Annotated in this window: 23 protein-coding genes and 1 pseudogene; 14 read left to right on the top strand and 10 right to left on the bottom strand. The window is 68.4% G+C overall.

All coding sequences use genetic code 11. The features are described from left to right. Window positions 1–251: 251 nt before the first annotated feature. The gene (locus tag KLK06_RS35130) at window positions 252–2,057 is read left to right on the top strand and encodes a VanW family protein (protein WP_214639924.1); all 1,806 of its coding nucleotides are present in this window, start codon (window positions 252–254) and stop codon (window positions 2,055–2,057) included. On the opposite strand, the gene KLK06_RS35125 is transcribed toward KLK06_RS35130, so the two are convergent. Beyond that, entirely contained in the window at window positions 2,054–3,109 is a 1,056-nt protein-coding gene (locus KLK06_RS35125) for a sorbosone dehydrogenase family protein (protein ID WP_374197171.1), read from the bottom strand. The genes KLK06_RS35130 and KLK06_RS35125 overlap by 4 nt on opposite strands. A 140-nt stretch (window positions 3,110–3,249) precedes the next feature. Here KLK06_RS35125 and KLK06_RS35120 point away from each other — a divergent pair, with 140 nt between their 5' ends. The 5 genes from KLK06_RS35120 to ilvC all read left to right on the top strand — a co-directional run bounded on the left by KLK06_RS35120 (window position 3,250) and on the right by ilvC (window position 10,382). Next, on the top strand, window positions 3,250–4,047 hold the full coding sequence (locus tag KLK06_RS35120; protein WP_308168589.1) for a 2-hydroxyacid dehydrogenase: 798 nt from the start codon (window positions 3,250–3,252) through the stop codon (window positions 4,045–4,047). A gap of 238 nt (window positions 4,048–4,285) precedes the next feature. After that, window positions 4,286–6,919, top strand: coding sequence for a sensor domain-containing phosphodiesterase (locus KLK06_RS35115; protein WP_308168588.1), 2,634 nt, complete (start codon window positions 4,286–4,288; stop codon window positions 6,917–6,919). A 200-nt stretch (window positions 6,920–7,119) separates the two neighbouring features. Continuing rightward, window positions 7,120–8,859 (top strand): acetolactate synthase large subunit, encoded by a 1,740-nt coding sequence (locus KLK06_RS35110; RefSeq protein WP_250906524.1) that lies wholly within the window; start codon window positions 7,120–7,122, stop codon window positions 8,857–8,859. Continuing rightward, window positions 8,852–9,376 (top strand): acetolactate synthase small subunit, encoded by a 525-nt coding sequence (gene ilvN / locus KLK06_RS35105; protein WP_214639921.1) that lies wholly within the window; start codon window positions 8,852–8,854, stop codon window positions 9,374–9,376. The genes KLK06_RS35110 and ilvN overlap by 8 nt, the downstream gene beginning before the upstream one ends. Before the next feature lie 22 nt (window positions 9,377–9,398). Then, window positions 9,399–10,382 (top strand): ketol-acid reductoisomerase, encoded by a 984-nt coding sequence (gene ilvC, locus KLK06_RS35100; RefSeq protein WP_308168605.1) that lies wholly within the window; start codon window positions 9,399–9,401, stop codon window positions 10,380–10,382. A gap of 862 nt (window positions 10,383–11,244) precedes the next feature. On the opposite strand, the gene KLK06_RS35095 is transcribed toward ilvC, so the two are convergent. After that, on the bottom strand, window positions 11,245–11,901 hold the full coding sequence (locus KLK06_RS35095; RefSeq protein ID WP_214639919.1) for a WXG100 family type VII secretion target: 657 nt from the start codon (window positions 11,899–11,901) through the stop codon (window positions 11,245–11,247). Window positions 11,902–11,975: 74 nt separating this feature from the next. Beyond that, window positions 11,976–12,320: a hypothetical protein gene (locus tag KLK06_RS35090; protein WP_214639918.1), complete on the bottom strand. Its 345-nt coding sequence runs from the start codon at window positions 12,318–12,320 to the stop codon at window positions 11,976–11,978. A 104-nt stretch (window positions 12,321–12,424) separates the two neighbouring features. Between KLK06_RS35090 and KLK06_RS35085 the strand changes: the two genes are divergently transcribed. From KLK06_RS35085 to KLK06_RS60380, 8 genes and pseudogenes are all read left to right on the top strand, one after another. Then, complete coding sequence (locus KLK06_RS35085; RefSeq protein ID WP_214639917.1) at window positions 12,425–12,820, top strand: YbaB/EbfC family nucleoid-associated protein; 396 nt, start codon at window positions 12,425–12,427, stop codon at window positions 12,818–12,820. A gap of 485 nt (window positions 12,821–13,305) precedes the next feature. After that, complete coding sequence (locus KLK06_RS35080) at window positions 13,306–13,461, top strand: hypothetical protein (RefSeq protein WP_214639916.1); 156 nt, start codon at window positions 13,306–13,308, stop codon at window positions 13,459–13,461. 126 nt (window positions 13,462–13,587) lie between these two features. Continuing rightward, window positions 13,588–13,965 (top strand): group 1 truncated hemoglobin, encoded by a 378-nt coding sequence (locus KLK06_RS35075; RefSeq protein ID WP_214639915.1) that lies wholly within the window; start codon window positions 13,588–13,590, stop codon window positions 13,963–13,965. A gap of 57 nt (window positions 13,966–14,022) precedes the next feature. Next, on the top strand, window positions 14,023–15,087 hold the full coding sequence (locus tag KLK06_RS35070; protein WP_308168587.1) for a globin domain-containing protein: 1,065 nt from the start codon (window positions 14,023–14,025) through the stop codon (window positions 15,085–15,087). Continuing rightward, a complete protein-coding gene (locus KLK06_RS35065) occupies window positions 15,087–15,737 on the top strand; it encodes a DivIVA domain-containing protein (protein ID WP_214639913.1) in 651 nt (216 codons plus the stop codon). The genes KLK06_RS35070 and KLK06_RS35065 overlap by 1 nt, the downstream gene beginning before the upstream one ends. 374 nt (window positions 15,738–16,111) lie before the next feature. Continuing rightward, window positions 16,112–16,324, top strand: coding sequence for a hypothetical protein (locus KLK06_RS35060; RefSeq protein WP_214639912.1), 213 nt, complete (start codon window positions 16,112–16,114; stop codon window positions 16,322–16,324). Between the two features lie 219 nt (window positions 16,325–16,543). After that, a pseudogene (locus tag KLK06_RS63190) lies at window positions 16,544–16,753 on the top strand (NUDIX domain-containing protein); the annotation flags it as partial. Between the two features lie 46 nt (window positions 16,754–16,799). Then, the gene (locus KLK06_RS60380) at window positions 16,800–16,964 is read left to right on the top strand and encodes a hypothetical protein (protein WP_250906523.1); all 165 of its coding nucleotides are present in this window, start codon (window positions 16,800–16,802) and stop codon (window positions 16,962–16,964) included. A 1-nt stretch (window position 16,965) separates the two neighbouring features. On the opposite strand, the gene KLK06_RS35050 is transcribed toward KLK06_RS60380, so the two are convergent. From KLK06_RS35050 to KLK06_RS35020, 7 genes are all read right to left on the bottom strand, one after another. Beyond that, a complete protein-coding gene (locus KLK06_RS35050; RefSeq protein WP_214639909.1) occupies window positions 16,966–17,967 on the bottom strand; it encodes a substrate-binding domain-containing protein in 1,002 nt (333 codons plus the stop codon). Window positions 17,968–18,014: 47 nt separating this feature from the next. Then, a complete protein-coding gene (locus KLK06_RS35045) occupies window positions 18,015–19,025 on the bottom strand; it encodes an ABC transporter permease (RefSeq protein WP_214639908.1) in 1,011 nt (336 codons plus the stop codon). After that, complete coding sequence (locus KLK06_RS35040) at window positions 19,022–20,515, bottom strand: sugar ABC transporter ATP-binding protein (protein WP_214639907.1); 1,494 nt, start codon at window positions 20,513–20,515, stop codon at window positions 19,022–19,024. Before KLK06_RS35040 ends, KLK06_RS35045 begins: the two co-directional genes overlap by 4 nt. Window positions 20,516–20,528: 13 nt before the next feature. Continuing rightward, the gene (gene rbsD, locus KLK06_RS35035; RefSeq protein WP_214639906.1) at window positions 20,529–20,933 is read right to left on the bottom strand and encodes a D-ribose pyranase; all 405 of its coding nucleotides are present in this window, start codon (window positions 20,931–20,933) and stop codon (window positions 20,529–20,531) included. Then, window positions 20,930–21,874, bottom strand: a complete 945-nt coding sequence (locus tag KLK06_RS35030; RefSeq protein WP_214639905.1) for a ribokinase — start codon at window positions 21,872–21,874, stop codon at window positions 20,930–20,932. Before KLK06_RS35030 ends, rbsD begins: the two co-directional genes overlap by 4 nt. An 83-nt stretch (window positions 21,875–21,957) precedes the next feature. After that, window positions 21,958–22,818, bottom strand: a complete 861-nt coding sequence (locus tag KLK06_RS35025) for an aldehyde dehydrogenase (protein ID WP_214639904.1) — start codon at window positions 22,816–22,818, stop codon at window positions 21,958–21,960. Beyond that, on the bottom strand, window positions 22,811–23,086 hold a 276-nt coding region (locus KLK06_RS35020; protein WP_214639903.1), incomplete at its 5' end, for an aldehyde dehydrogenase family protein. The genes KLK06_RS35025 and KLK06_RS35020, both read right to left, overlap by 8 nt.

The following is a 23,086-nucleotide window of genomic DNA, read 5'->3' as shown; positions in this document are numbered from 1 at the left end:
GCTGCGGAGCGGGAGGAGATTGAGGCGTGCGTAACGCCGGACCGATCGAATCGCCGACCGACCCTTTCGCTTCAGTGCCTTTGCCCATGTCAGGCGGCAGTAAGAAGCCTCGGGTCGAAGGGCTGCCCCCGGGAGTGTCTCGTGACATCTTCGGGCCGCCCGGTCAGCCGGAGCCACGACCACCGACTCCCAGCGTGCCGAACGGCCCGAGTGGCCAGAATGGCCCGAACGGCGGCGGCGCTCTGCCTCCGGTGGCACCTCCGCCCCAGCCGTGGCCGGTGAACGAGGGGCGCTGGCAGGATCCGCCCGCGCCGCCCGCCCCCGTGTTCGGCCTGCCGGGCGCCTCCGAGCGGCTGCCCGCCTTCCTCGATCCGGAGCCGTCCCGCCGCCGTCGCCTCCTGCCCGCGCTGGTCCTGCTCGTCGTGGTCCTGCTGGTGCTGGCGTACCTGGTGCCGGCCGTGCTCATGTCGGGGTCCGTACTGCGTGGTACGCGCGTGGCCGGTGTGGACATCGGCGGACTCACCGTGACGCAGGCGGCCGACAAGCTCCGCACCGCACTCTCGACCAAGCTGAACAAGCCCGTCGTGGCCGACATCGGCGGTCGCAAGGAGACCATCCAGGCCGACGAGGCCGGTCTTGAGCTCGACGTGGTCAGCACGATCGGGCAGGCGCCCAGCGGCTTCCCCAGCCCGGTCGAGGTATGGCGCGGGCTGACCGGCACCACCGAGCTCCAGCCGAAGATGACGATCGACTCCTCCCAGCTGGCCAGGACCATCGAGGGGCTGGCGGAGACCTACGACAAGAAGCCGCGTGACGGCCGGGTGGCCTTCAAGAACGGGCAGCCCGTCACCTCGGAGCCGCACGACGGCGTGGTGCTCGACAAGAGCGACGCCGTCCGTGTGATCACCGACGCCTTCCTCACCGGCCGCGAATCCGTCTTCCTCGCGCTCAGGCCCGCCAAGCCCGACACCACGGCCACCGCCGTCAAGCAGGCCGAGACCGCCGCCAAGCGGGCGGTCTCCGCTCCCCTGACGTTGAAGCTGGGCGCCAAGCAGGCCCAGTTGCCCCCGGCCGCGATCGCCGCCAACCTGACCTTCGTCTCCGACGACAGCGGCGCGCTGACCCCCCAGTTCAATGCCGAAGCGGCGCTCACCTCGGTGGAGAGCAAGCTCGTCGACGCGGCGCAGGCGCCGCGTGACGCCACCTACCAGATCGTCAACGGCAAGCCGGTGCTGGTCCCCGCCCATCGCGGCAGGGGTGTCGACGCCAAGCAACTGGCCCGCGACGTGGCCAAGGTGGTCAGCGGCAGTGGCGCGCGCGTCATCCCCGTGTCGCTCGCCGTGGTCCCCCCGAAGGTGGGCACCGAAGAGGTGAGCGGGCTCGGCATCAAGGAGAACATCGCCGAGTTCACCACGACCTACGACTGCTGCCTGCCCCGCGTGACGAACATCCAGCGGATGGCGGCCCAGCTCGACGGCTACCTGGTGAAGCCAGGGGAGACGTTCTCGATCAACGACATCGTGGGCGAGCGGACCGTCGAGGGCGGCTACGTCCAGGCGGGGCAGATCGTCGGCGGCCGGATGGTGCCCATGATCGGCGGCGGCGCCTCGCAGTTCGCCACCACGATGTACAACGCGGCCTTCTTCGGCGGGTTCGACGACGTCTACCACCTGCCGATGGACTACCACGCCGCCCGCTACCCGGCCGGTCGCGACGCCGCCCTGCTCTACCCGGACATGGACCTCAAGTGGCGCAACGACTCCGACTACGGCGTGCTGATCAAGACGGCGTCGACCGACACCTCGGTCACCGTGCAGCTGTGGAGCACCAGGCGCTACGACAAGATCGAGGCCGTCGAGTCGGAGAAGCGAAACCTCACCCCGTTCCGCCGCGAGACCAGCTCCGCCCCTGGCTGCATGGCCACGGTCGGCGAGCAGGGCTTCACGATCGACGTCACCCGCGTGTTCTTCAAGGACGGCAAGGAAGTCAAGCGGGACAAGAAGCTGACCACGAAGTACCGGCCGCAGGCCCAGACGACGTGCGCGACCAGTAACTAGGAACGGCGCGGGCTGACGGACAGGATCCGGTCGTCGCCGTCCCTGGGGTCGCCCCGGCCGTCCTTGTTGCTGGTGGACATCCACAGCGTGCCGTCGGGGGCCGTGGCCAGGCCGCGGAGCCGGCCGTACGTGCCGGTGAAGTGCGCGACCGGCGTGCCGGGCGAGCCGTCCTGGCCGAGCGGGATCTGCCACAGGCGCTCGCCGCGCAGCGCGGCCACCCAGAGCGAGCCGTCGGCGTAGGCCGCGCCGGAAGGTGAGGCCTCCGAGGGGGGCCAGGTGATGATCGGGTTGACGAACTCCGGGTCGTCGCCCTTGCCCTCCACCTCGGGCCAGCCGTAGTTGGCGCCCGGCTTGATGAGGTTGACCTCGTCGTGGCGGTTCTGGCCGAACTCCGAGGCGTACAGCCGGCCCGCCGGATCCCAGGCCAGGCCCTGCACGTTGCGGTGGCCGAGGCTGTAGACGAGCGTGCCGAACGGGTTGCCGGGCGCGGGGGCGCCGTCCACCGTCATGCGCAGGATCTTGCCGCCGAGGGAGTCGCGCCGCTGGGCGAGCTGCCGGTCGCCCGTCTCGCCCGTGGTGGCGTACAGGAAGCCGTCGGGGCCGAACGCCAGTCGGCCGCCGTTGTGAATGCCGCCTTTCGGGATGCCCCGTACGATCACCTTCGGGTCGGACACCGTGTCGCCGGTGAACCGGTAACGGACGATCCGGTTGTCGTCGGCCGCGGTGAAGTACACGAAGAGCTGGTCCCCCTTGACCGCCACGCCCATCAGCCCGCCCTCGCCGTCGGGGGTGACCCCGTGGATCCGGCCCAGCTCGGTGACCTTGCCCGCCCGGGTCACGCGCAGCAGCCTGGCCGTGTCACGCTCGGTCACCAGCGCGTCGCCACCGGGCAGGAACGCGATCTCCCACGGCACGGCCAGATCCCTCGCCACGGTCTTCGGCTCGCCGGGCGGTGGCGCGGCGGGGACCGTCGACACCGCGCCACCGGCGCTGGAGCAGGCGGTCAGCAGGGTGAACAGCAAGACGGTCATGAGCGTTCTCATGTGTTCCATACTTCCTCCCTAGTCGTAAGGTTCTCGGCATGAAGATCTGGGTCCCTTCTGGTGCTGTTGCCGATGTTCTGACCGATCTGCCAGGGGTGGAATGCGACGTTTATGACGGTACGGGGCCAATTCCTGATGGCATAGGCGACGTGGAGGTGTGGATCCCGCCGCTGGTCACGGTCGCGGATGTGCAGGACGTGCTGGCCGCGATGACCTCGCTGCGCCTCGTACAGACCGTCACCGCGGGCGTGGAACCGTACCGGCCCCACATGCCCGAAGGCGCGGTGCTGTGCAACGCGCGCGGCGTGCACGACGCCGGCACCGCCGAGTGGGCGGTCGGCGCGATGATCGCGGTGCTGCGGGAGTTCCCGGGCTTCGTCGACGCGCAGCGCCAGGGGGAGTGGACCTACCACCACACGGACGTGCTGGCCGACTCGACGGTGCTGATCGTCGGCTACGGCTCCATCGGCGCGGCGCTGGAGCGGCGGCTCGACGGCTTCGAGGTCGAGATCGTCCGGGTGGCCAGGAGCGCGCGCGACGGCGTGCACCCCCTCGACGAGCTGCCCGCGCTGCTGCCGGACGCCGACGTCGTGGTGCTGCTCGTACCCGCCACGCCGGAGACCGCCGGAATGGCCGACGCCGGGTTCCTGGCCCGGATGAAGGACGGCGCCGTGCTGGTCAACGCGGCGCGCGGCGGCGTCGTCGACACCGATGCCTTGGTCTCGGAGCTGAAGACCGGCAGGCTGCGCGCGGCGCTCGACGTGACCGCCCCCGAACCGCTGCCGGCGGGCCACCCACTGTGGAGCGCGCCCGGCCTGCTGATCACCCCGCACGTCGCGGGCAGCACCCCCGCGTCAGGGCGGCGCATGCTGCGCCTGATGCGCTCGCAACTCCTCCGCTATCTGTCCGGTGAGCAGCTGAACAACATCATCACCGACGCATATTGAGAGGATTCCGGAACGTGGCTGGTCCGTGACCTTCGGTGCGTACGGTTGCCTCTAACTGAGGCTTCCTGACTCGCTGTCAAGTGAATCTTCGGGGCAATTGGTCTGTGTGGTTATCAGATCGGTGACGACATCGTCGTTGTCACCACCCGCACACCCGCAAACGCACACACTGGCGATGTGATCGACCGGACTTCGGCGATCACTGAGACAGTGTTCGAGACGGGATGGGCTAACGACTGTGATCCGCTGGCGTGATCCACGGGCACCACTGGCCGCCGCGGCGGCGTTCGGTGCGGCGGGGTTCGCGGCTGCGCTCCTTGCGGGCGGCCCGGCTCTGCTCACCGGCGCGATCGCCGGACTGCTCGCGGCGCTGCTCGCCGCCGCCTCACTCCTGGTCGCCTCGGTCAAGCTGGGCGAGCACCGCTCGACCGCGATGGGCGCCCGCTGGATGGGCAGCGGAGCCATCGTCTGGGCCGCCGGGGTCGGGGTACGCCCGATCGCCGACAGTTCCAGCGTCGCGGTGAGTTTCGCGGACCTGCTCGTGCTGCTCGGCGGGGTGCTCACGGCGGGCGGGGTGCTCATCGCGGCCCGGCGCAGACTGCCCGCCACGGTGGTGCTGCGGCACGTCACCGGCGCCTACCTGTGCGCCGCCTCGGTCTTCGTGATCGCCTGGGTGGTGCTGCTGCGGCAGGTCTACGCCGACGCCGCCGACCCGGCGATGTTCACCTTCGCCATGCTGCCGCCGATGATCACCCTGCTGGTGACCTGCGCCGTGATCCCCTCTGTCATCACGAGCAGGAGCGCGGCCTGGCCGATCGGCCTCGCGGGCATCGGCGTGCTCGCCACCACCACGGTCGCCGGGGTGGCCGCCGCGATCGCGCGTCTCACCGGCGGGGTCCCGCCGACGTGGTGCATCATGATCGCGCCTGTGGCGTACCTGCTCCTGGCCGCCGTGCCCTGGGGGCGGCTCCCGGCCGACCCGGACGCCCGCCCGGACCGTAGCGCCATCGGCAACCTGATCGCGGTGGTGCCGATGGCCCTGGTCGCCGTCGCGACCTGCACGCTGCTCGTGCACCTGGCGGGCGGGCAGGCGCAGACGCCGGTCACCGGCGTCGTCGTGCTCATCGCCTCGGTGGTCCTGCTCCTGGTCCTCCGGTTGTTCGTGCTCGCCGCGGCCAACGTGCGGCTGCGCAGGCAGGTCTCGCTCGGCGACCGGCAGCTCAGGGAGCTGGCCGAGAGCACCGGCGACGTGGTGCTGATCTGCGACTACGAGGGCGTGGTGTCCGAGATCGGTGCCGGGGTCGAGGTGACGTACGGCTACCGCCCCGAGCAGCTCGTCGGCGGGACGATCTTCGACTACATCCACCCGGAGGACGTACCCGGCATCCAGGCCGCGCTGCGCGCGATGGGCCTCGACGACGAGGGCGCCACCTCCGGGGCCTGCCTGATCGCCTGCCGCGTACGCGCGGCCGACGGCACCTGGCGGCCCACCGAGTCCGTCGCCACCCGCCACGTGGGCGGCGAGGACCAGCTCCTGGTGACCACCAGGGACGTGAGCGACGAGGAGGCCCTGCGCAACCAGGTCGCCCACCTGACCTTCCACGACGGCGTCACCGGGCTGCCCAACCGCTCCTACTTCGAGGAGCGCACGCGCGAGGTGCTGTCCGGCAGGATGTCCGGCAACGTAGCGGTCATCTTCCTCGACCTCGACGGGTTCACCTCGGTCAACGACTCCGTCGGCCACGCCAGCGGCGACTACCTGCTCGGGCAGGCCGCGCGCCGGCTGCGCGGTGCCGTACGCCCCGACGACACGCTCGCCCGGTGGGGCGGCGACGAGTTCGCGGTGCTCCTGGAGACAGGCGGCGAGGCGCAAATAGCGGTCGACCTGGCCGAACGCCTGGTCAGGGCGGTCTCGCAGGAGCCGTTCCGGGTGGCCGACCGCGATGTGGCGCTCACCGCGAGCGTGGGCGTGGCCTTCGCCGAGGACGACATGCCCTCCGGCGACCTCATCCGCAACGCCGACGTGGCCATGGCCAGGGCCAAGGAGCTGGGCGGGCGCCGGGTGGAGGTGTTCGCCGCGCAGATGCACGCTGACGTGGTACGCAGGCTGGAGCTGGCGGCCGACCTGCAGCGGGCGCTGATCGAGCACCAGTTCGCCATCGAATACCAGCCGGTCGTCGACCTGGCCACCTCCCGGGTGACCGCGGTGGAGGCGCTGGTGCGGTGGTGGCGCGGCTCGGAGTTCGTGCCGCCCGACCAGTTCCTCGGCCCCGCCGAGGACACCGGCCTGATCGTGCCGCTGGGCGAGTGGATCCTGCACGAGGCGTGCCGCGAGGTGGCCGCCTGGCGGGCCTCCTCCTGGGACATCGGACTGTCGCTCAACCTGTCGGCCCGCCAGATCACCGCGCCGCGCTTCGTCGAGACGGTCGAGGAGGCGCTGGCCGAGAGCGGGCTGCCCGCCTCCGCCCTCACCCTCGAAGTGATCGAGGAGATGCTCGTCGAGGACGCCGAGGAGACGGTCAAGCGGCTGTCAGAGCTGCGCGCCCTGGGCGTACGGCTGGCCATCGACGACTTCGGCACCGGCTACGCCTCGCTGGCCTTCCTCAGGCAGCTCCCGGTCGACATGATCAAGATCGATCCGTCGTTCGTGTCCGGACTGGCCCGGGACGAGACGCTGACCCTGCTCACCCGCACGATCGTCCGGCTCGGCCACGACCTGGGCCTCATCGTGGTGGCCGAGGGCATCGAGCGCCCCGAGCAGCTCGAACTCCTGCGGGAGATGGGCTGCACCAGAGGCCAGGGCTTCCTGGTGGCGCGGCCGATGGCGGCTCGCGGAGTGGACTCGCTGATGCGGACCAGTCTCACGGTTTGAGACATGTGTCCACGAAGTTGACACCAGGCCCTCCGGTGGGGCTAAGGTGTGGCCATGCTTCGCAGTGAGATTCTCGTAGTACTTCGCCGGCGCGCGGGCCGATAGCGAAGCACTACAGCCTGCGCGCCGCCCCAGTACCACCTCCGGTGGATGGGGCATTTTTTATGTCCTTAAGGTGTAGCCACACAAGGAACGAGCCGATGACCGAACGGATGACAGGTGCACAGGCCCTGGTCAGGGCGTTGGAGCACGTGGGAGTCGACACTGTGTTCGGGATCCCCGGCGGCGCCATCCTGCCCGCCTACGATCCCCTGTACGACTCGACCAAGGTCCGGCACGTGCTTGTACGGCACGAGCAGGGCGCGGGTCACGCGGCCGAGGGGTACGCGCAGGCCACCGGCAAGGTCGGGGTGTGCATGGCGACCAGCGGCCCCGGCGCGACGAACCTGGTCACGCCCATCGCCGACGCCTACATGGACTCGGTGCCGATCGTGGCGATCACCGGCCAGGTGGCCAGCGCGGCGATCGGCACGGACGCCTTCCAGGAAGCCGACATCTCCGGCATCACCATGCCGATCACCAAGCACAACTTCCTGATCACCAATGCGCTGGACATCCCCCGCACGATCGTGGAGGCGTTCCACATCGCCTCCACGGGCCGTCCCGGTCCGGTGCTGGTCGACATCTCCAAGGACGCGTTGCAGGCCGACACGACGTTCACCTGGCCGCCGACCATGCAGCTGCCCGGCTACCGCCCGGTGACCCGGCCGCACTCCAAGCAGATCCGCGAGGCCGCGAAGCTGATCGCCGAGGCCCGGCGCCCGGTGCTCTACGTGGGCGGCGGCGTGCACAAGGCGGGCGCCGCACCCGAGCTGCTCCGGCTGGCCGAGCTGACCAACATCCCGGTCGTCACCACGCTGATGGCACGTGGCACGTTCCCCGACAGCCATCCCCAGCACATGGGCATGCCGGGCATGCACGGCAGCGTCACGGCCGTCGGCGCACTGCAGAAGTCCGACCTGCTCATCGGCCTGGGCGTGCGCTTCGACGACCGGGTGACCGGCCAGCTCTCGACGTTCGCGCCGAACGCGAAGGTCGTCCACGCCGACATCGACCCGGCGGAGATCTCCAAGAACCGTCACGCCGACGTGCCGATCGTGGGCGACTGCAAGGAGGTCATCACCGACCTGCTCGCCGCCTTCGAGACCGCCGGGCTGGAGGGTGACTACGCCGACTGGTGGAAGCTGCTCAACGGCATGAAGGAGACCTACCCGCTCGGCTACGAGGAGTTCGAGGACGGGTCGCTGGCCCCCCAGTACGTCATGGAGCGGCTCAGCGCCATCGCCGGGCCCGACACCTACTACGTGGCGGGCGTGGGGCAGCACCAGATGTGGGCCTCGCAGTTCATCGACTACGAGAACCCGGGCACGTTCATCAACTCCGGCGGCCTCGGCACGATGGGCTTCGCCGTGCCGGCCGCGATGGGCGCCAAGATGGGCCGGCCGGACAGCACCGTGTGGGCCATCGACGGCGACGGCTGCTTCCAGATGACCAACCAGGAACTCGCCACCTGTGCCCTTGAGGGCGTGCCGATCAAGGTCGCGATCATCAACAACGGTAACCTCGGCATGGTCCGCCAATGGCAGACGCTCTTCTACGACCAGCGCTACTCCAACACCAACCTCCAGACGTCACGCCGGATCCCCGACTTCGTCAAACTGGCGGAGGCCTATGGTTGTGTCGGGCTGCGGTGCGAGCGACCGGAAGACGTCGACGCGACCATCAAGAAGGCCATGGAGATCAACGACGTGCCCGTCGTGGTCGACTTCGTGGTCCACCAGGACGCGATGGTCTGGCCGATGGTCGCGGCGGGCACGAGCAACGACAGCATCAAGATCGCCCGGGACATGGCGCCAAGGTGGGAGAGCGAAGATGAGTAGGCATACGCTTTCGGTGCTTGTGGAGAACAAGCCGGGCGTACTGGCGCGTGTGTCCGCGCTGTTCAGCAGGCGCGGCTTCAACATCGACTCGCTGGCCGTGGGCCCGACCGAGCACGACGACATCTCGCGCATGACCATCGTCGTCAGCGTCGAGGAGCTGCCGCTGGAGCAGGTCACCAAGCAGCTCAACAAGCTGGTGAACGTGCTCAAGATCGTGGAGCTCGACCCGACCCAGTCCGTGCAGCGCGAGCTCATGCTGATCAAGGTCAAGGCCGACGCCGACAGCCGCTCGCACGTGCTGGAGCTCGTCCAGCTCTTCCGCGCCCGCTGCATCGACGTGGCGGCCGACGCCGTGACCATCGAGGTCACCGGCACCCCCGACAAGCTCGAGGCCTTCGTCAAGGTGCTCGAACCGTTCGGGATCAAAGAGCTCGTCCAATCGGGCATGGTGGCCATCGGCCGCGGCGCCCGTTCCATTACCGACCGGTCCCTCAGAGCACTGGACCGTACCGCCTGAAAGGTTTATGCAAGTGACCGAGATTTACTACGACGACCAGGCCGACCTCTCGATCATCCAGGGGCGTCACGTGGCCGTGCTGGGGTACGGCAGCCAGGGCCACGCCCACGCGCTCTCCCTGCGTGACTCGGGCGTCGACGTGCGGGTCGGCCTCCCTGAGGGCTCCAAGAGCCGGGAGAAGGCCGAGAACGACGGCCTGCGCGTCCTCACGCCCTCGGAGGCGGTCGAGGAGGCGAACCTCACGATGATCCTGGCGCCGGACCACATCCAGCGCCACCTGTACGCCGACCACGTCGCGCCGAACCTCGTCGAGGGCGACGCCCTGTTCTTCGGCCACGGCCTGAACATCCGCTACGGCCTCATCGAGGCGCCCGAGGGCGTCGACGTCTGCATGGTCGCCCCCAAGGGTCCGGGCCACCTGGTGCGGCGGCAGTTCGAGGCCGGGCGCGGCGTGCCGGTTCTCGTGGCGGTCGAGAAGGACGCCTCGGGCAAGGCCCTCGACCTCGCTCTCTCGTACGCGAAGGGCATCGGCGGCACCCGCGCCGGCGCGCTGCGCACCACCTTCACCGAGGAGACCGAGACCGACCTCTTCGGCGAGCAGGCCGTCCTGTGCGGCGGCGTGTCGGAGCTCATCAAGGCGGGCTTCGAGACCCTCATCGAGGCCGGCTACCAGCCCGAGGTCGCGTACTTCGAGTGCCTGCACGAGATGAAGCTCATCGTCGACCTCATGTACGAGGGCGGCATCTCGAAGATGTACTGGTCGGTGTCGGACACCGCCGAGTACGGCGGCTACACGCGCGGGCCGCGCATCATCACGGACGAGACGCGCGCGGAGATGCGCCGCATCCTGGGCGAGATCCAGGACGGGACGTTCGCTCGCCAGCTGGTGGAAGAGTTCGACGGCGGCCAGAAGGAGTTCACGCGTTACCGCGAGGAGCTGGCCGAGAACCCGATCGAGAAGACCGGCGCCAAGCTGCGCCCGATGATGAGCTGGCTCAAGGCCTAACCAAAGGCGTAGTCAAAGGGCCTCGCTACGCTCGGGCTGTTTCTTTTTGGGCTACAGGCGAGGTCCTCGTTAGTGGCGCTTCGCGCTACTGGCTCGGGCTGTGTTTTGTGGGGGCTCAGCGCCCCCCACACCCCCACAAGGGCGTGGTCCTCGCTTCGCTCGGGCGCTTTGCCCGAGGGCGAGGGCTGCGCCCTCGCGCTGTCGCCAAGGACGGCTGTGTCCGAGCCTAGAAGCATTTCTTGCAGGTCGATCGATTGTCGAGCGCGCTGGCCGGAGTGATCCTGAAATGGGTCTTGCGGCAGGAGATCCAGGAATGTGCTATTCCTCTGACCTGCGCATCTGCACTACCGGCGGGGCGCTGCAAAAATGGCATTACGCAGGCTAACTGCAGGAGGCCTGACCTGGTGCTTTACCTTGGGGGTCACTCATCACCCTGGAGGAACGTCGCCGAAGGCCTCGACCGGGACGCTCTCATCGACCAGCAGGTCGCTCGCTAGGGCACCCTCGTGATGGACAGCGCCGGATCCGGGACGCAAGGCGCCCGCGGTGTCGGCGTACGGACTCATGTGCAGAGCCAGGTACGGATCGACGGGCTCTGTCGCTGATCTTGTGACGCGGGGCCATCCGGTAGTTGAGTGCATCCCGGGATGTGTTGAGGGCCTGATCTCGCACTTGGCAGGGATCGTGGTTGAGGGCATGGAACGGGTGATGGGCGTGATGGCGCTTTATGCCCGTGTCCGCATCAGCGACTCCGTCAAGAGATTCACTGCGGAGCGATCCCACAGCGCGGTGGGGCATCCACGCGAGGGGGCGGAGATCCTCAGTGACCGACCCGCGACGAAGCCGGTCCGTGCGGAACCGGCTAAGACGACGTCTTGGGCTTGGGGGCGACCCAGAAGTCATCAGGCACCTTCTGATCGGACTCCAAGTTCGTGAAGGTGGGGAACTTCTTGGTATCGATCTTCACAGAGGAGAAGTCCACCTCGCGCAGCTCCGCCCTCGAAAAGCCATTCGGATCGAGGAACGTTTTCGCCATGCCGCCCATTTGCTGGGCCTCGCTGGCGACGACGGCAAGAACGGTCGCCTGCCCCATGACGTAGGTGATGAGCACGGCGCACATCCCGGTCAGCACCTTGTCCGCGGCGCTCGCCAGATACCTCAGGTACACGCGAGCGGTGTAGGGCGACGTCAACATCATGGTGAGCGCGTACACGGAGGCGGCTGAGATCGTGACGCCCAAACCGGCCATCGCCTTCCCGAACACCCGGAACGCGAAGACCGTGGTCTCGAGGATTTCCCCCATTTTGTCGAGCGCGTCCCGCAGCTCTTCGGTGGACGTGTGCATGTGGCCCGTCACCCGGGAGAACTCGCGTTGATCGTCGGCGATCCAGCCCTTCCGCGCCGCAGCGGGGAGCCCGTCCAACGTCTCGACGGGGCGGTCGAGGGCTCTGGCCGCATTTCTCCAGAGCTTGGCGGCCTTCTCGATCTTGTCCACGTCCACGTTCAGGTTCTCCAGCAAGGAGAGTCCCACCAGGGGCACGCCCGCGAAGACGCTGAGCCGCCGGATCGCGAGAAGGGTCGCCCTGGGCGCGATCACTGGTACTTCACCGTGCTCGCCTGCTCGGCCCTCTGCCAGTTGCGGGCACAGATGGACAGTGCGTTGGACATGTCCCCGGCCACCTCGCGGCCGTCGTCCAGCGCGTCAATGCAGCCTTCATACGCCTTGTCGTACGCCGACTTGAAGATCTTCGACAGGGTCACGCCGAAGGTGGCGTCTTCGAGGTCTGCCTCAAGCCAGACGCGTTTCTTGCTGAGCAGGAAGTCATCCCAGATGTCGCCGTAGTGCTCGCTCATCGCGTAGATCGTTTTTGAGGTGATGAAACGTGCTTCTTCCTGCGAAGACATGCGGCTCCCCTTGATGTGGTACGTCAAGGTCATCTTTGCGACTCGGCAGACCTTGATCGTCGTGGTTCACCCAATGTTCGGCGGAATGCCACCGTTCGCTGGGGGCCGGTTAAGCCAACCTTGATCAACTCGAGGCCATGTTCGACGTCACGCCCGAAGAGCTCGAAAAGATCAGTAGGCAGGCCGACGAGGCGATGGCGAAGCTGGGCGAGGCGATGCGCGGGCTTCGTGACGTCACCGGTGAGGCCACGGCGGCAGACGGGAAGATCAAGGCGACCGTGGAGGCCGACGGCCTGGTTCGCGACCTCCGGCTCGACCCGCGCGTGCTGCGGACGATGGCCATCGACGAACTGGCCGAGGCCATCGTGACGGCGCTTCGCGCGGCCCAGATGTCTGTTCGCGAGCAGATGGAGGAGCAGGTAAGCGCGGTGGGCATCGATCACGCCGCCCCCCTGTCCATGGATCCGGCCGAGGCCCGCGCCCGCCTGGACTCCCTCCAGTCGGACTTCGTCGCCGCCCTCCAGAGCCTCTAGCCGCGAGGTGGCAGGTTCGCTGTCGATCACCGGCCACTTGGCGCCGGTCTGATCCAAGATGCGGCGGGGAAGGCCGCCGGAGATATCGGTTATGCCAGGTAGGGTGGGCATTTAATACGCATTGGCTGTCTAAAACGGACATTAAATGCGGACCGATTGTCCAAAACGGAACACTTTCCGCGTGGGACAAGTTGCGAGCGCCTTGATCACCCCCTAGTGTGCCTGAGACATGATCACGTGCGCGGAAGCCTGAAGGGGCTAGGGCCGGTACAGGTATACGGCCTGCACGGGGGACCCGCTCTATGGGGGCATGAATGGCGCTCAGACCGCCCGAAGCGTTGGCTGAGGTGGTGGCGACGGTAACGGGATACGGCGTCGTCCCGCGGCCTGTGCTCATCGGCCTGCTTCTGCCGGCTCCCCACCGATCGGCTCCCCACCGATCGGCTCCCCACCGGTCGGCTCGTCCATCGGCGATGGAGAGTTCCGTGTGGCCCGCGCGGGTGGGCGAGACGCCTGCGGCCGTCGCCTTCGGTGGGCCCGCCGGCCCCTGCCGTGTCCTGAGCGCGCAGACCTGGTCGATGGCCCGTATGGACGTCGAGGTCGTGACCTCCATCGAGGGGGACACCCAGGCGAACGACTGACGGTCGCCTCGCTGGATAGGGCGCCGCAACAGCACAGGACCAAGAAATTGACTTCCCGCAACACACGCCGTTGCGCCGGAAGTGGCGCGCTACTGCGTGTCCGATTTGGGAGGATTTGTAGTACTTATGGTTTCGCACTATGAGAAGATCGGTGGCGCTCCGACCGTCCGCGACGTGGTCGACCGCTTCTACACGCTCGTGCTGGACGATCCCGACCTCAAGCCGTACTTCGCCGACGTCGACATGGCGCGGCTCAAGCGGCACATGGTCATGCTGCTGTGCTCCGTCCTCGGTGGCCCGGAGGTGTACGAAGGCCATGACCTGGCCGACGCGCACCAGGGCATGGGCGTCACCGGGGAGCACTATGAGAAGGTCGGCGGCCTGCTCATCATGGTGCTCCGGGACGAGTACGGTGCCGATGAGGAGGTCGTGCAGCACGTCCTGACGGTCTTAGGCCAGGTGCGAGGGTCCATCGTGGAGAAGCCCGCAGAGGCAGCCCAGTAAGTGGACACGCAAGCTTTAAAGGACAGCTGGCACCTGGTCGCTCGGTCGGGTGATCAAGTGCCGCTGTTCTTCTACTCAGCCCTTTTCCTGATGTATCCCGAGACGCGCGGCCTGTTCCCGGTGTCCATGGCCACTCAGCGAGACCGGCTCGTCAGCGCGCTGGGGCGCGTCGTCAGCAACGTCGACCGAGTGGAGGACGTGGTTCCGTTCCTCCAGCAGCTCGGCCGTGACCACCGTAAGTTCTCCGTGGTCGCGCAGCACTATCCCGCTGTCGGGCAGGCGCTGCTCGCCACCCTGCAGCACTTCCTCGGCGATCGCTGGACTCCCGCCCTGGCGCACGACTGGACCCAGGCGTATGGCCTGGTCTCGAAGGTGATGGTCGAGGCGGCCGAAGAGTCGGCAACCACCTCACCGCCCTGGTGGGAGGGCGAGATCATCCTTCATGAGCTGCGCGCCCCTGGCATCGCGGTGATCCGGGCCCGCCTGAACTACCCGTACCCCTTCCGCTCGGGGCAGTCCGCGTCGATCTCGTTCGCGCAGCGACAGAGAACGTGGCGTTTCTACTCCTTCGGCAACGCGCCACGCCGGGACAACACCATCGACCTGCACGTACGCGTGGTCGATGGAGGCGCGGTCAGCACGACTCTGGTGCACGGCACGCAACGCGGCGACATCCTGCGGGTAGGCGCGCCGATGGGCGATCAGCTGACGCTCGACACGACCCAGCCCAGGGATCTCCTCCTGATCGCCGGTGGCACGGGCCTCGCTCCCCTCAAGGCGCTGGTGGAGCAGGTGGCCTACGAAGGGTCGCGCTGCAACGTCCGGCTCTTCATGGGTGCCCGGACATCTCGCGAGCTGTACGACATCGAGGCGCTTTCCAAGATGGACGCCGAGAACCCATGGCTGAGTGTGGTGCCCGTCGTGTCCCATGACAACCGCTACCGGGGTGAGCACGGCTATGTGGTGGACGTCGCGTTGAAAGCCTGGCGCGGGCAGGATGTCTTCGTATGCGGCTCCGAAGAGATGGTTCAGAGCACGGTCGCACGGCTTCTGGACGCCGGCGTGCCGCCCCAGCAAATCCGCTTCGACGAGTTCACCAGTGCCGTAGGTAGGGAGCAGTGATGGGAGAGACGCCCTGGGCACAGAGCCCGTCGAACGCCCGCCAGCCACTCACACCGGATCGGGTACGGAACAAGGACTTCTCACGCGCCAAGCTCGGAAGCCGCGGCTTCAACGTAGATGAGGTACGTAACTTCCTGTATCGCATGGCCGAGGACATGACGGCCAGTGACATGGAGAAGGCCGAGCTGCGCGCTGAGGTGGACCGCCTGAAGAACTGGTACAAGGACCACGGCACCGACACCACCAACCCGGGCGCCACGCAGCAGGCCAGGCTCAACGTCGACGCGGTCAACCTCCTCTCCCGCGCTCAGCAGACGGCAGACGCCCAGATAGCCGAGGCGGAGGACTACGCCCGCCGACTGGTAGGTCAAGCGCGTCAGCAGTACGAGCAGATACTCCAGGAGTCGCAGCAGCGCGCGGAGGAGGCCGCCAGCCAGGCGGTCAACGTCTATCGCTCCAGCGGCGAGGTCCATTCGGTCGAAGCCGAGGAACTGGAACGCCGTATCGCCTACTTGCGTACTTTCGCGGAGGTCACACAGGTCCAGTTGCGCGCGGTTCTCGAAGGACTGGCGAACGAGGTCAACAAGCTGGGCGCCCTGCCGGAAACGAGCCGAAACGTCGCCGCCTACTCCTCGTTGAGCCAAGACTAGTTCCAGCCAGGTCTGTCGTTGCTCCGCCTCGACCAGGCGACGGTTCGGTGACAGCCGGCTCGTCGTCTGCCGTATGAGCGGAATCCGTGAGTGCCTGCTTGTCGTCCTCGGTGAGGTCGGCGAGGGCGTAGATCCGCCTGGTGATCTAGGAGCGCGGGCCGGTTCGGCGGAGCGGATCGTCAACGCCTGGCCGTTGGAACGATCCGCCAGCGTGACGCGCTGCACCCTCCTTTTTGTCATGCGCGAGAGGTCATCCGCAAGGGCGAGAGCTGACGATATTGATTAGATCACTTGATAAATCTATCCAGTCCCCGGCTCGTCCCACCCTGCGATGATCTTCGTGCATTGTCCCAAGTGGTGAAGGGGAGTCAAATATGCGTGTACGGACTGCGCTCGCGGGCGCTGGAATCGCCACCCTGGCGGTCATCGGGCTCGGCGTGCCCGCCCAGGCTGCCAGTTGGCAGCCCTACGGGGTCTACGGCAGTCGCTACGCGTGTGTGGACGCCGGTCAGCAGTATGTGCGTGAGAACTTCAACGCGTACAAGTGCACCGACGTGCCCACCGGCTACATGCTCTGGCTCAAGTAGTCCCCCTACCGATCCCCGGCTCGCCGGGGATCGGTAGCCGTCAGCGTGGCGTGCTTGAAACGGAATCGGGGTGGCCGTCTTGGCGATGCGGCGGGCCGCCGTCTTTGCCGGGATGGGCCGGGGCTCGGAGAACGGCTGCGGGACCCTCCTGATCAGTCGGCTTCGGGGTCGTGGCGTTCTCGTACCGAATCCGCACGACGTCCGCCTATTCTCGCGATCATGCCCGAAGCGATCCTGCGCCCCTCCGCCCGCATCCTGCTCGTCGACGATCGCGACCGCCTCTTGCTGTACTACGGCCAGGGGCTGACGAAGAAGCCCGATCACGCGTGGTTCACTCCAGGCGGCGGTGTCGAGCCGGGCGAGGCGCTGGCCACGGCCGCCGCCCGTGAGCTGCGCGAGGAGACTGGGCATCAGGTGAGTCCTGACGCTGTCGGACCGGTTGTGGCCGTCAGCTCGGGTCACTGGGTTCGGGACGATGATGTCCTGTTCCGCTCGGTGGACTCTGCCCGAGCTGCGAACCACCACCGAACGCGTCATCCCCCTCGACGTGGCCGCCCTGCTGGCGCGCCTACTCGACGGCGACGTCCCGGCCGAACCCGTGATCCTGCCATGGCACCACCCAGGGGCGACAAGCCACTGATTCAGCGGAGCGAGGACGGGACGCCGGACGTGTCGCCGAGCTCGAGGAGGTACTTCGCGTAGTCCTTGACCGAGTCCTTGGTGACCAGCTTGCCTTCGAGCACCTCGTCGGCCTGCACCTTCTTCCCGGCGAGGATGTCACCGGCGAGTGAGACCACCTTCTGACCCAGTGCGTAGGGCGACTCGGCGTTCGTGGCGTACATCTCTCCGCTCTCGACGGCGGCGAGGGCGTCCGCGATGCCGTCGTTGCCGACCAGCTGCACCTTTCCGACGAGGCTGCGGGCCTTCAACGCGGAGAGCACGCCCATGGCCATCTCGTCGTTGGCGGCGTACACGCCGTCGATGTCGGGGTTGGCCTGGAGGACGTTGGTCATCACGTCGAGCGCCTTCGAGCGGTCGAAGTTGGCCGCCTGCTTGGCGACGACGGTGATGTCCTTGTAGGTGGCGATCTGCTGCTCGAAGCCCTTGCTGCGGTCCTGGGCGACGTTGGTGCCGAGGATGCCCTGGATCTCGACGACCTTGCCCTTGCCGTTGATCGCCTTGGCCAGCGCGTCAGCGGCGTTCTTCCCCGCCTGGACGGCGTCGTAGCCGACGAAGGAGGCGAGGTTGCCGCCGGTCGGCTTCCTGTCGAAGGCCATCACGGGAACGTTCCCCGCGTTCGCCTGGGTGACGGAGCTGGTCGCCGACTGGCTGCCCACCGGGTCGAGGATGAGGACTCCGGTCTGCTTGGAGATGGCGGTGGTCGCCTGGTTGAGGAAGGTGGCGTCGGAGTTGTCGGCGTTCTGGACGGTCAGCTTGATGCCGGACTTGGTGGCCTGGGCCTGGGCGCCGTCTTTGACGCTGACGAAGAACGGGTTGTTCAGCGTGCTCATGATGATGGTGGCGTCCTTCTTGCCGGACACGGCGGCGGGGGAGGCGGTGGTGGCGTCACCGCCGCGGCTGCACGCGGACAGGGAGAGGGCGGCGACGGCTGTCAGGACGACGGCGAGGCGGGTTGTGCGCATGGGATTTCCTTTGCGGGGGTGTTCAGCGTTGGGCGAGTTCGGGGTGTTCAGCGTTGGGCTAGTTCGGATGCGACGGGCGTGGGCGCGGGCGGCGCGCCGGCCCCGTCGCGGCGCGTCACGAGCGCGCGAAGGGAGTCGATGTTGCGGTCGAGGAAGACGGCGAGCAGGATGACCAGGCCCTTGACGACGTTCTGCAGGAACGGCGACACGTCGAGCAGGTTCATCCCGTTGTCGATGACGCCGAGGACGAGGGCGCCGACGAGGGTTCCGAGCAGGCTGCCGCGTCCGCCGGCGAGGCTGGTGCCTCCGATGATCACTGCGGCGATCGCGGCCAGTTCGAGGCCGCTGCCCGCGGTCGGCTGGGCCGTCGACAGCCGCGCCGTGATGATGAACCCGGCCGTCGCGGCGAGCACGCCGCTGATAACGAACGCGAGGATCTTGATCCGGTGGGTGCGGATGCCGGAGAGCCTGGCGGCCTCGGCGTTGTCGCCGGTCGCGTAGACGAACCGGCCGAAGCGGGTACGCGCAAGGACGAACCCGAACAGCCCGAACACCACCAGCATGATCCACACGGGTACCGGGATTCCGGCGAAACGCGCCTGCCCGATGCCCTGGAAGTCGTAGTCCGTGACGGCGATCGGGTTGCCCGCGGTGATCTGCAGGGTGAGCCCGGCCAGGACCGACATCGTGGCCAGGGTCGCGATGAACGACGGCATCCGGGTCTTCGTCACCAGCAGGCCGTTGACCAGGCCGATGACCGCGCCGACGGCGAGCCCCGCGGCGAGCGCGGGCAGCAGGCCGTGGTCGCGCAGGGTCATCGCGGTGATGACCGAGGAGAAGCCCAGCGCCGCGCCCACGGACAGGTCGATCTCGGCCAGGATGATGACGTAGGTCTGGCCCGCGGCCAGCAGCGCGGCGACTGAGGTGGCCAGCCCGACGTTGAGCAGGTTCGTCGGGGTGAGGAAGACCGGTGAGGCCACCGAGAGGACGATTCCGACCAGCAGCAGCATCCATACCGCACGCAACTGGCTCGCGGCGGATTTGAGCTTCGAGGTCATACGGCACCTACCAGGGCGTGCTTGAGGATGGACTGCTCGTCGAGGCGGTCACCGGCGAGTTCGGCGACGAGCCGCCCCTCGCGCATGACGACCACGCGGTCGGACATGGCGACGAGTTCCGGCAGATCTGAGCTGACGAGCACGACGGCGACGCCGTCCGCGGTGAGCTTGTTGATGATGCGGTAGATCTCGGTCTTGGCTCCTACGTCGACGCCGCGGGTCGGCTCGTCCATGAGCAGCACCCGCGGCCGGGTCATCACCCACTTGGCGAACAGCGCCTTCTGCTGGTTCCCGCCGGACAGCGACCCGACGGCGGCAGCCGGGGAGGCGGTGCGGACCCGCAGGTCGGAGATCACCTGGCCGGTCGCCGCGCGCTCCTTGGCCCGCCGGACGACGTTGCCGGCCGGGCTGTAGTCCCGTAGCGAGGCGAGGGACACGTTCGCCTCCACCGAAAGGCTCATGCACAGCCCTTCGGCCTGCCGGTCCGGTGACAGGTAGGCGATCCGGCTGTCGATCGCGTCTCGTACGTCGCGGACGCGTACCGGCGTACCGGCGACGCTCACGGACCCGCCGGCCAGCGGTCGCAGGCCGAACAGCGCCCGCAGCAGGGAACTGCGCCCGCAGCCGACGACCCCGCCGATGCCGAGCACCTCACCGGCGTGGACGCGCAGGTCGACATCGTGGAAGTCGGCGTGGCGGGCGCCCCGGACCTCCAGCACGACCTGGTTGGTGGCGTTGCGCTCCTTCGGGTAGAAGTCGTCCACGGTGTCGCCCACCATGGCCGTGACCACCCTGTCCGGGTCGAGCTCGCCGCGCGGCGCGTCCAGGGTGACGCGGCCGTCGCGCAGCACGACGATCCGGTCGGCCAGCTGGAAGACCTCGTCCAGCCGGTGGCTGATGTAGATCACCGACACGCCGGCCGCGCGCAGCCCGCGGACCTGGGCGAACAGCTGCTCGGACTCCCGCTCGTCGAGGGCCGCGGTGGGTTCGTCGAGGATCAGGAGGCTGAGGTCGTGCGTCATGGCCTTGGCGATCTCGACCATCTGGCGCTCGGCGACGCCGAGATCTCCGACGGGCCGGTGGACGTCGATCTCCATGCCCAGCCGCCGCAGTGCCGTCCCCGCCGCCTCGGCCATCCGCTGCTTGGAGACGAACAGGTTCCCGAAGCGGCGTTCGCGGTCGAGCACGTACATGTTCTCCGCGACGGTGAGGTGCGGGAACAGGTTCTGCTGGAACTCCTGGTAGATGACCTCGATGCCGCGGGCCATGGCCGACTGCGGGTCCTTGAAGGCCGCCGGGACGCCGTCGATCAGGAGCCGGCCGGCGTCGGGCTGGTGGGCTCCGGAGATGACGCGGGTGAGCGTCGACTTGCCGGCGCCGTTCTCCCCGACGAGCGCGACGACCTCGCCGGGGGAGACCTCGAAGCTGACTCCCCTGAGCACGCTGTTGTCGCCGAAGGACTTGTGAACGTCGACGAGTTGAAGGTGCATGCCTGCCTCCCGATCAGTACACGACGCCCGCGGTGAGCAGGACGTTGGCGTACGGGGTGAACTCGCCGGAGCGGACGGCCGCCCGCGCCGAGGCGGTGGCCTGCTTGAACTCGGTGTGCGGGACGAACCGCAGAGGGATGTTCAGCCGCGCGAACCGCTCCTGGATCTCCTCGAGCATCGCGGGACTGTGCTGCCGGATCTCCTCGGCCAGCAGGACACCCTCCACCTGCACCTCGTCCAGGACGGCGTCGAGCACGTCCAGAAAGCGCGGCAGGTTCTCCCTGATGGCGAGGTCGACCCGCTCCACCCCAGGCGGGATGGGCAGGCCCGCGTCGGTGACGATGAGCTGGTCGGTGTGGCCGACCTCGGAGATCACACGAGCGAGCTGGGCGTTGAGCGTTCCGTTGTTGCGCCTCATCGGGAAGCTCCTTCCAAGGGTGAGGTGCTGATCAGGGTGTCCACGGTGGTGCGGTCGGGCAGCGAGGGGCTGGCCCCGGCCCGGGTGGTCGCGAGCGCGCCCGCGGCCATCCCGCGCTGGATCGCGGCGTCGACGTCCAGCCGGGCGGCGAGGGCCGCGCCGAAGGAGCCGGTGAAGGCGTCGCCCGCTGCCGTGGTGTCCACGGGCGTCACCGGGTAGGCGGGGAAGTGGCGGGTCCGCTCGGCGGTCACCGACAGAGCACCCGCCGAACCGAGCGTGATGAGCGCGTGCTTGACCCCGCGCTCGAGGAACCAGGACGCCGCCCGTCCGGCGGAGTCGAGGTCGATGACCGGCACCCCGGTCAGGGCGGCGGCCTCGCTCTCGTTCGGGGTCACCACGTCGATGTGCCGCCACGCGCTCTCGGGCAGGGTCTGCGCAGGGGCCGGGTCGAGGACGACCGTCAGCCCCGCGGCGGCTCCGGCCTCGGCCGCGTGGCAGGTGACGTGCGCGGGGATCTCCAACTGGAGCAGGAGTACGCCGGCCGCGTCGCCGACCGCCCGGATGCTGGCGTCGACCATCTCGACGTCGAGGGAGGCGTTCGCGAGCGGCGTGATGACGATGTCGTTCTCGCCGGAGGCGTCCACCCGGATGTGCGCCACGCCGGTGCGGCCCTCGACCGTGCGGACCTCCGTCAGCTCGACCCCGTGGGAGCCCAGGCCCGACAGCACGATGTCACGGAAGGGGTCCTGGCCCACGCAGCCGACCATCCACGTCGGCGCCCCCGCTCGGGCGGCGGACACGGCCTGGTTGGCGCCCTTCCCCCCGAGGACGAGAGTGAAGTCGTCGCCGAGCACTGTTTCCCCGCGGTGCGGCAGCCGCTGGCTGAACGCTGTGACGTCCGCGGTGATGCTCCCGACGACGAGAACACCAGTCGGTTCCATCGCGATCCTCCCGATTTCGGCATGAGTGTGCTGAGATCACGGCGCTGCGCCGTGCTCTGGGGGTTGTGCGGTTGGGTTAGAGGTCAGCCCCCGAGGGGGTGCCAGACGGTCTTGGTCTCCAGGAAGACGGTCATCCGGCCGGTGCCCGGGCTCGCGGACCAGTCGGTGTCCGCGGGCCGCAGCACGCGCTTGAGGTTGTCGGCGGCCGCCTGCTCGCAGCTCAGGGCCAGGTCGGGGTCGGACACGCCGGTCAGGTCCAGGCCGTTGACGTCCATGTGGGACGCCAGCCAGGGCGCCAGCTCCGCTTGCCGCCCGGTCAGGATGTTGACCACCCCGCCCGGCAGGTCGGAGGTGGCCAGCACCTCGGCCAGGGTGATCGAGGACAGTGGCGCGGTCTCCGGTGCGACAACCACGCAGGTGTTGCCGGTGACGATCACCGAGGCGACCACTGAGACCAGCCCGAGCAGCGCGGACCCGGGGGCCAGCACGCCGACGACTCCGGCCGGTTCCGGGCTGGAGAGGTTGAAGTACGGCCCCGCCACCGGGTTGGCCGTGCCGCGTACCGAGGCGATCTTGTCGGACCAGCCCGCGTACCAGACCCATCGGTCGATGGTGGCGTCCACCTCGGCCGTGGCCGCTGCCTTGGACAGGCCGGTGGCCCTGAGGTCGGCGACGAACTGGTCACGCCGGCCCTCCAGCAGCTCGGCGACGCGGTAGAGAATCTGGCCGCGGTTGTAGGCGGTCGCGCCGGACCAGCCGGGGAACGCCTTGCGCGCGGCCACCACCGCTTCGCGGGCGTCCTTGCGCGAGGCGCGGGCGGCGTTGGCGAGGAAGTCGCCCTTCGCATCGGTCACGACGTAGGACCTGCCGGACTCGGAACGGGGGAAGGCGCCCCCGATGAACAACTTGTAGGTCTTGCGGATGGCCAGTCGCTGATCAGACATCGAGGTAGGCCTCCAACCCGAGGAGGCCGCCTTCGCGGCCGTACCCGGACTCCTTGTACCCGCCGAACGGGGCGGTCGGGTCGAACCGGTTGAACGTGTTGGCCCAGACCACGCCGGCCCTGAGCTTGTCGGCCATCCACAGGATGCGCGACCCCTTCTCGGTCCACACCCCGGCCGACAGCCCGTACGGCGTGTTGTTGGCCTTCTCGACGGCCTCGGCCGGGGTGCGGAAGGTCAGCACCGACAGCACCGGCCCGAAGATCTCCTC

The organism is Nonomuraea sp. NEAU-A123, assembly GCF_018603905.1.
Lineage (GTDB): Bacteria > Actinomycetota > Actinomycetes > Streptosporangiales > Streptosporangiaceae > Nonomuraea.
Note: the sequence above shows the minus strand (reverse complement) of the source record. Positions and strands in the feature narration are given on the sequence as shown.

What these genes read in the sequence shown, in the direction of transcription:
- KLK06_RS35125 (WP_374197171.1), bottom strand. Translation starts at nt 3,109, where the DNA reads ATGGAACACATGAGAACGCTCATGACCGTCTTGCTGTTCACCCTGCTG.
- KLK06_RS35110 (WP_250906524.1), top strand. Translation starts at nt 7,120, where the DNA reads ATGACCGAACGGATGACAGGTGCACAGGCCCTGGTCAGGGCGTTGGAG.
- ilvN (WP_214639921.1), top strand. Translation starts at nt 8,852, where the DNA reads ATGAGTAGGCATACGCTTTCGGTGCTTGTGGAGAACAAGCCGGGCGTA.
- KLK06_RS35090 (WP_214639918.1), bottom strand. Translation starts at nt 12,320, where the DNA reads ATGACCTTGACGTACCACATCAAGGGGAGCCGCATGTCTTCGCAGGAA.
- KLK06_RS35085 (WP_214639917.1), top strand. Translation starts at nt 12,425, where the DNA reads ATGTTCGACGTCACGCCCGAAGAGCTCGAAAAGATCAGTAGGCAGGCC.
- KLK06_RS35075 (WP_214639915.1), top strand. Translation starts at nt 13,588, where the DNA reads ATGGTTTCGCACTATGAGAAGATCGGTGGCGCTCCGACCGTCCGCGAC.
- KLK06_RS35065 (WP_214639913.1), top strand. Translation starts at nt 15,087, where the DNA reads ATGGGAGAGACGCCCTGGGCACAGAGCCCGTCGAACGCCCGCCAGCCA.
- KLK06_RS35060 (WP_214639912.1), top strand. Translation starts at nt 16,112, where the DNA reads ATGCGTGTACGGACTGCGCTCGCGGGCGCTGGAATCGCCACCCTGGCG.
- KLK06_RS60380 (WP_250906523.1), top strand. Translation starts at nt 16,800, where the DNA reads ATGATGTCCTGTTCCGCTCGGTGGACTCTGCCCGAGCTGCGAACCACC.
- KLK06_RS35050 (WP_214639909.1), bottom strand. Translation starts at nt 17,967, where the DNA reads ATGCGCACAACCCGCCTCGCCGTCGTCCTGACAGCCGTCGCCGCCCTC.
- KLK06_RS35045 (WP_214639908.1), bottom strand. Translation starts at nt 19,025, where the DNA reads ATGACCTCGAAGCTCAAATCCGCCGCGAGCCAGTTGCGTGCGGTATGG.
- KLK06_RS35040 (WP_214639907.1), bottom strand. Translation starts at nt 20,515, where the DNA reads ATGCACCTTCAACTCGTCGACGTTCACAAGTCCTTCGGCGACAACAGC.
- rbsD (WP_214639906.1), bottom strand. Translation starts at nt 20,933, where the DNA reads ATGAGGCGCAACAACGGAACGCTCAACGCCCAGCTCGCTCGTGTGATC.
- KLK06_RS35030 (WP_214639905.1), bottom strand. Translation starts at nt 21,874, where the DNA reads ATGGAACCGACTGGTGTTCTCGTCGTCGGGAGCATCACCGCGGACGTC.
- KLK06_RS35025 (WP_214639904.1), bottom strand. Translation starts at nt 22,818, where the DNA reads ATGTCTGATCAGCGACTGGCCATCCGCAAGACCTACAAGTTGTTCATC.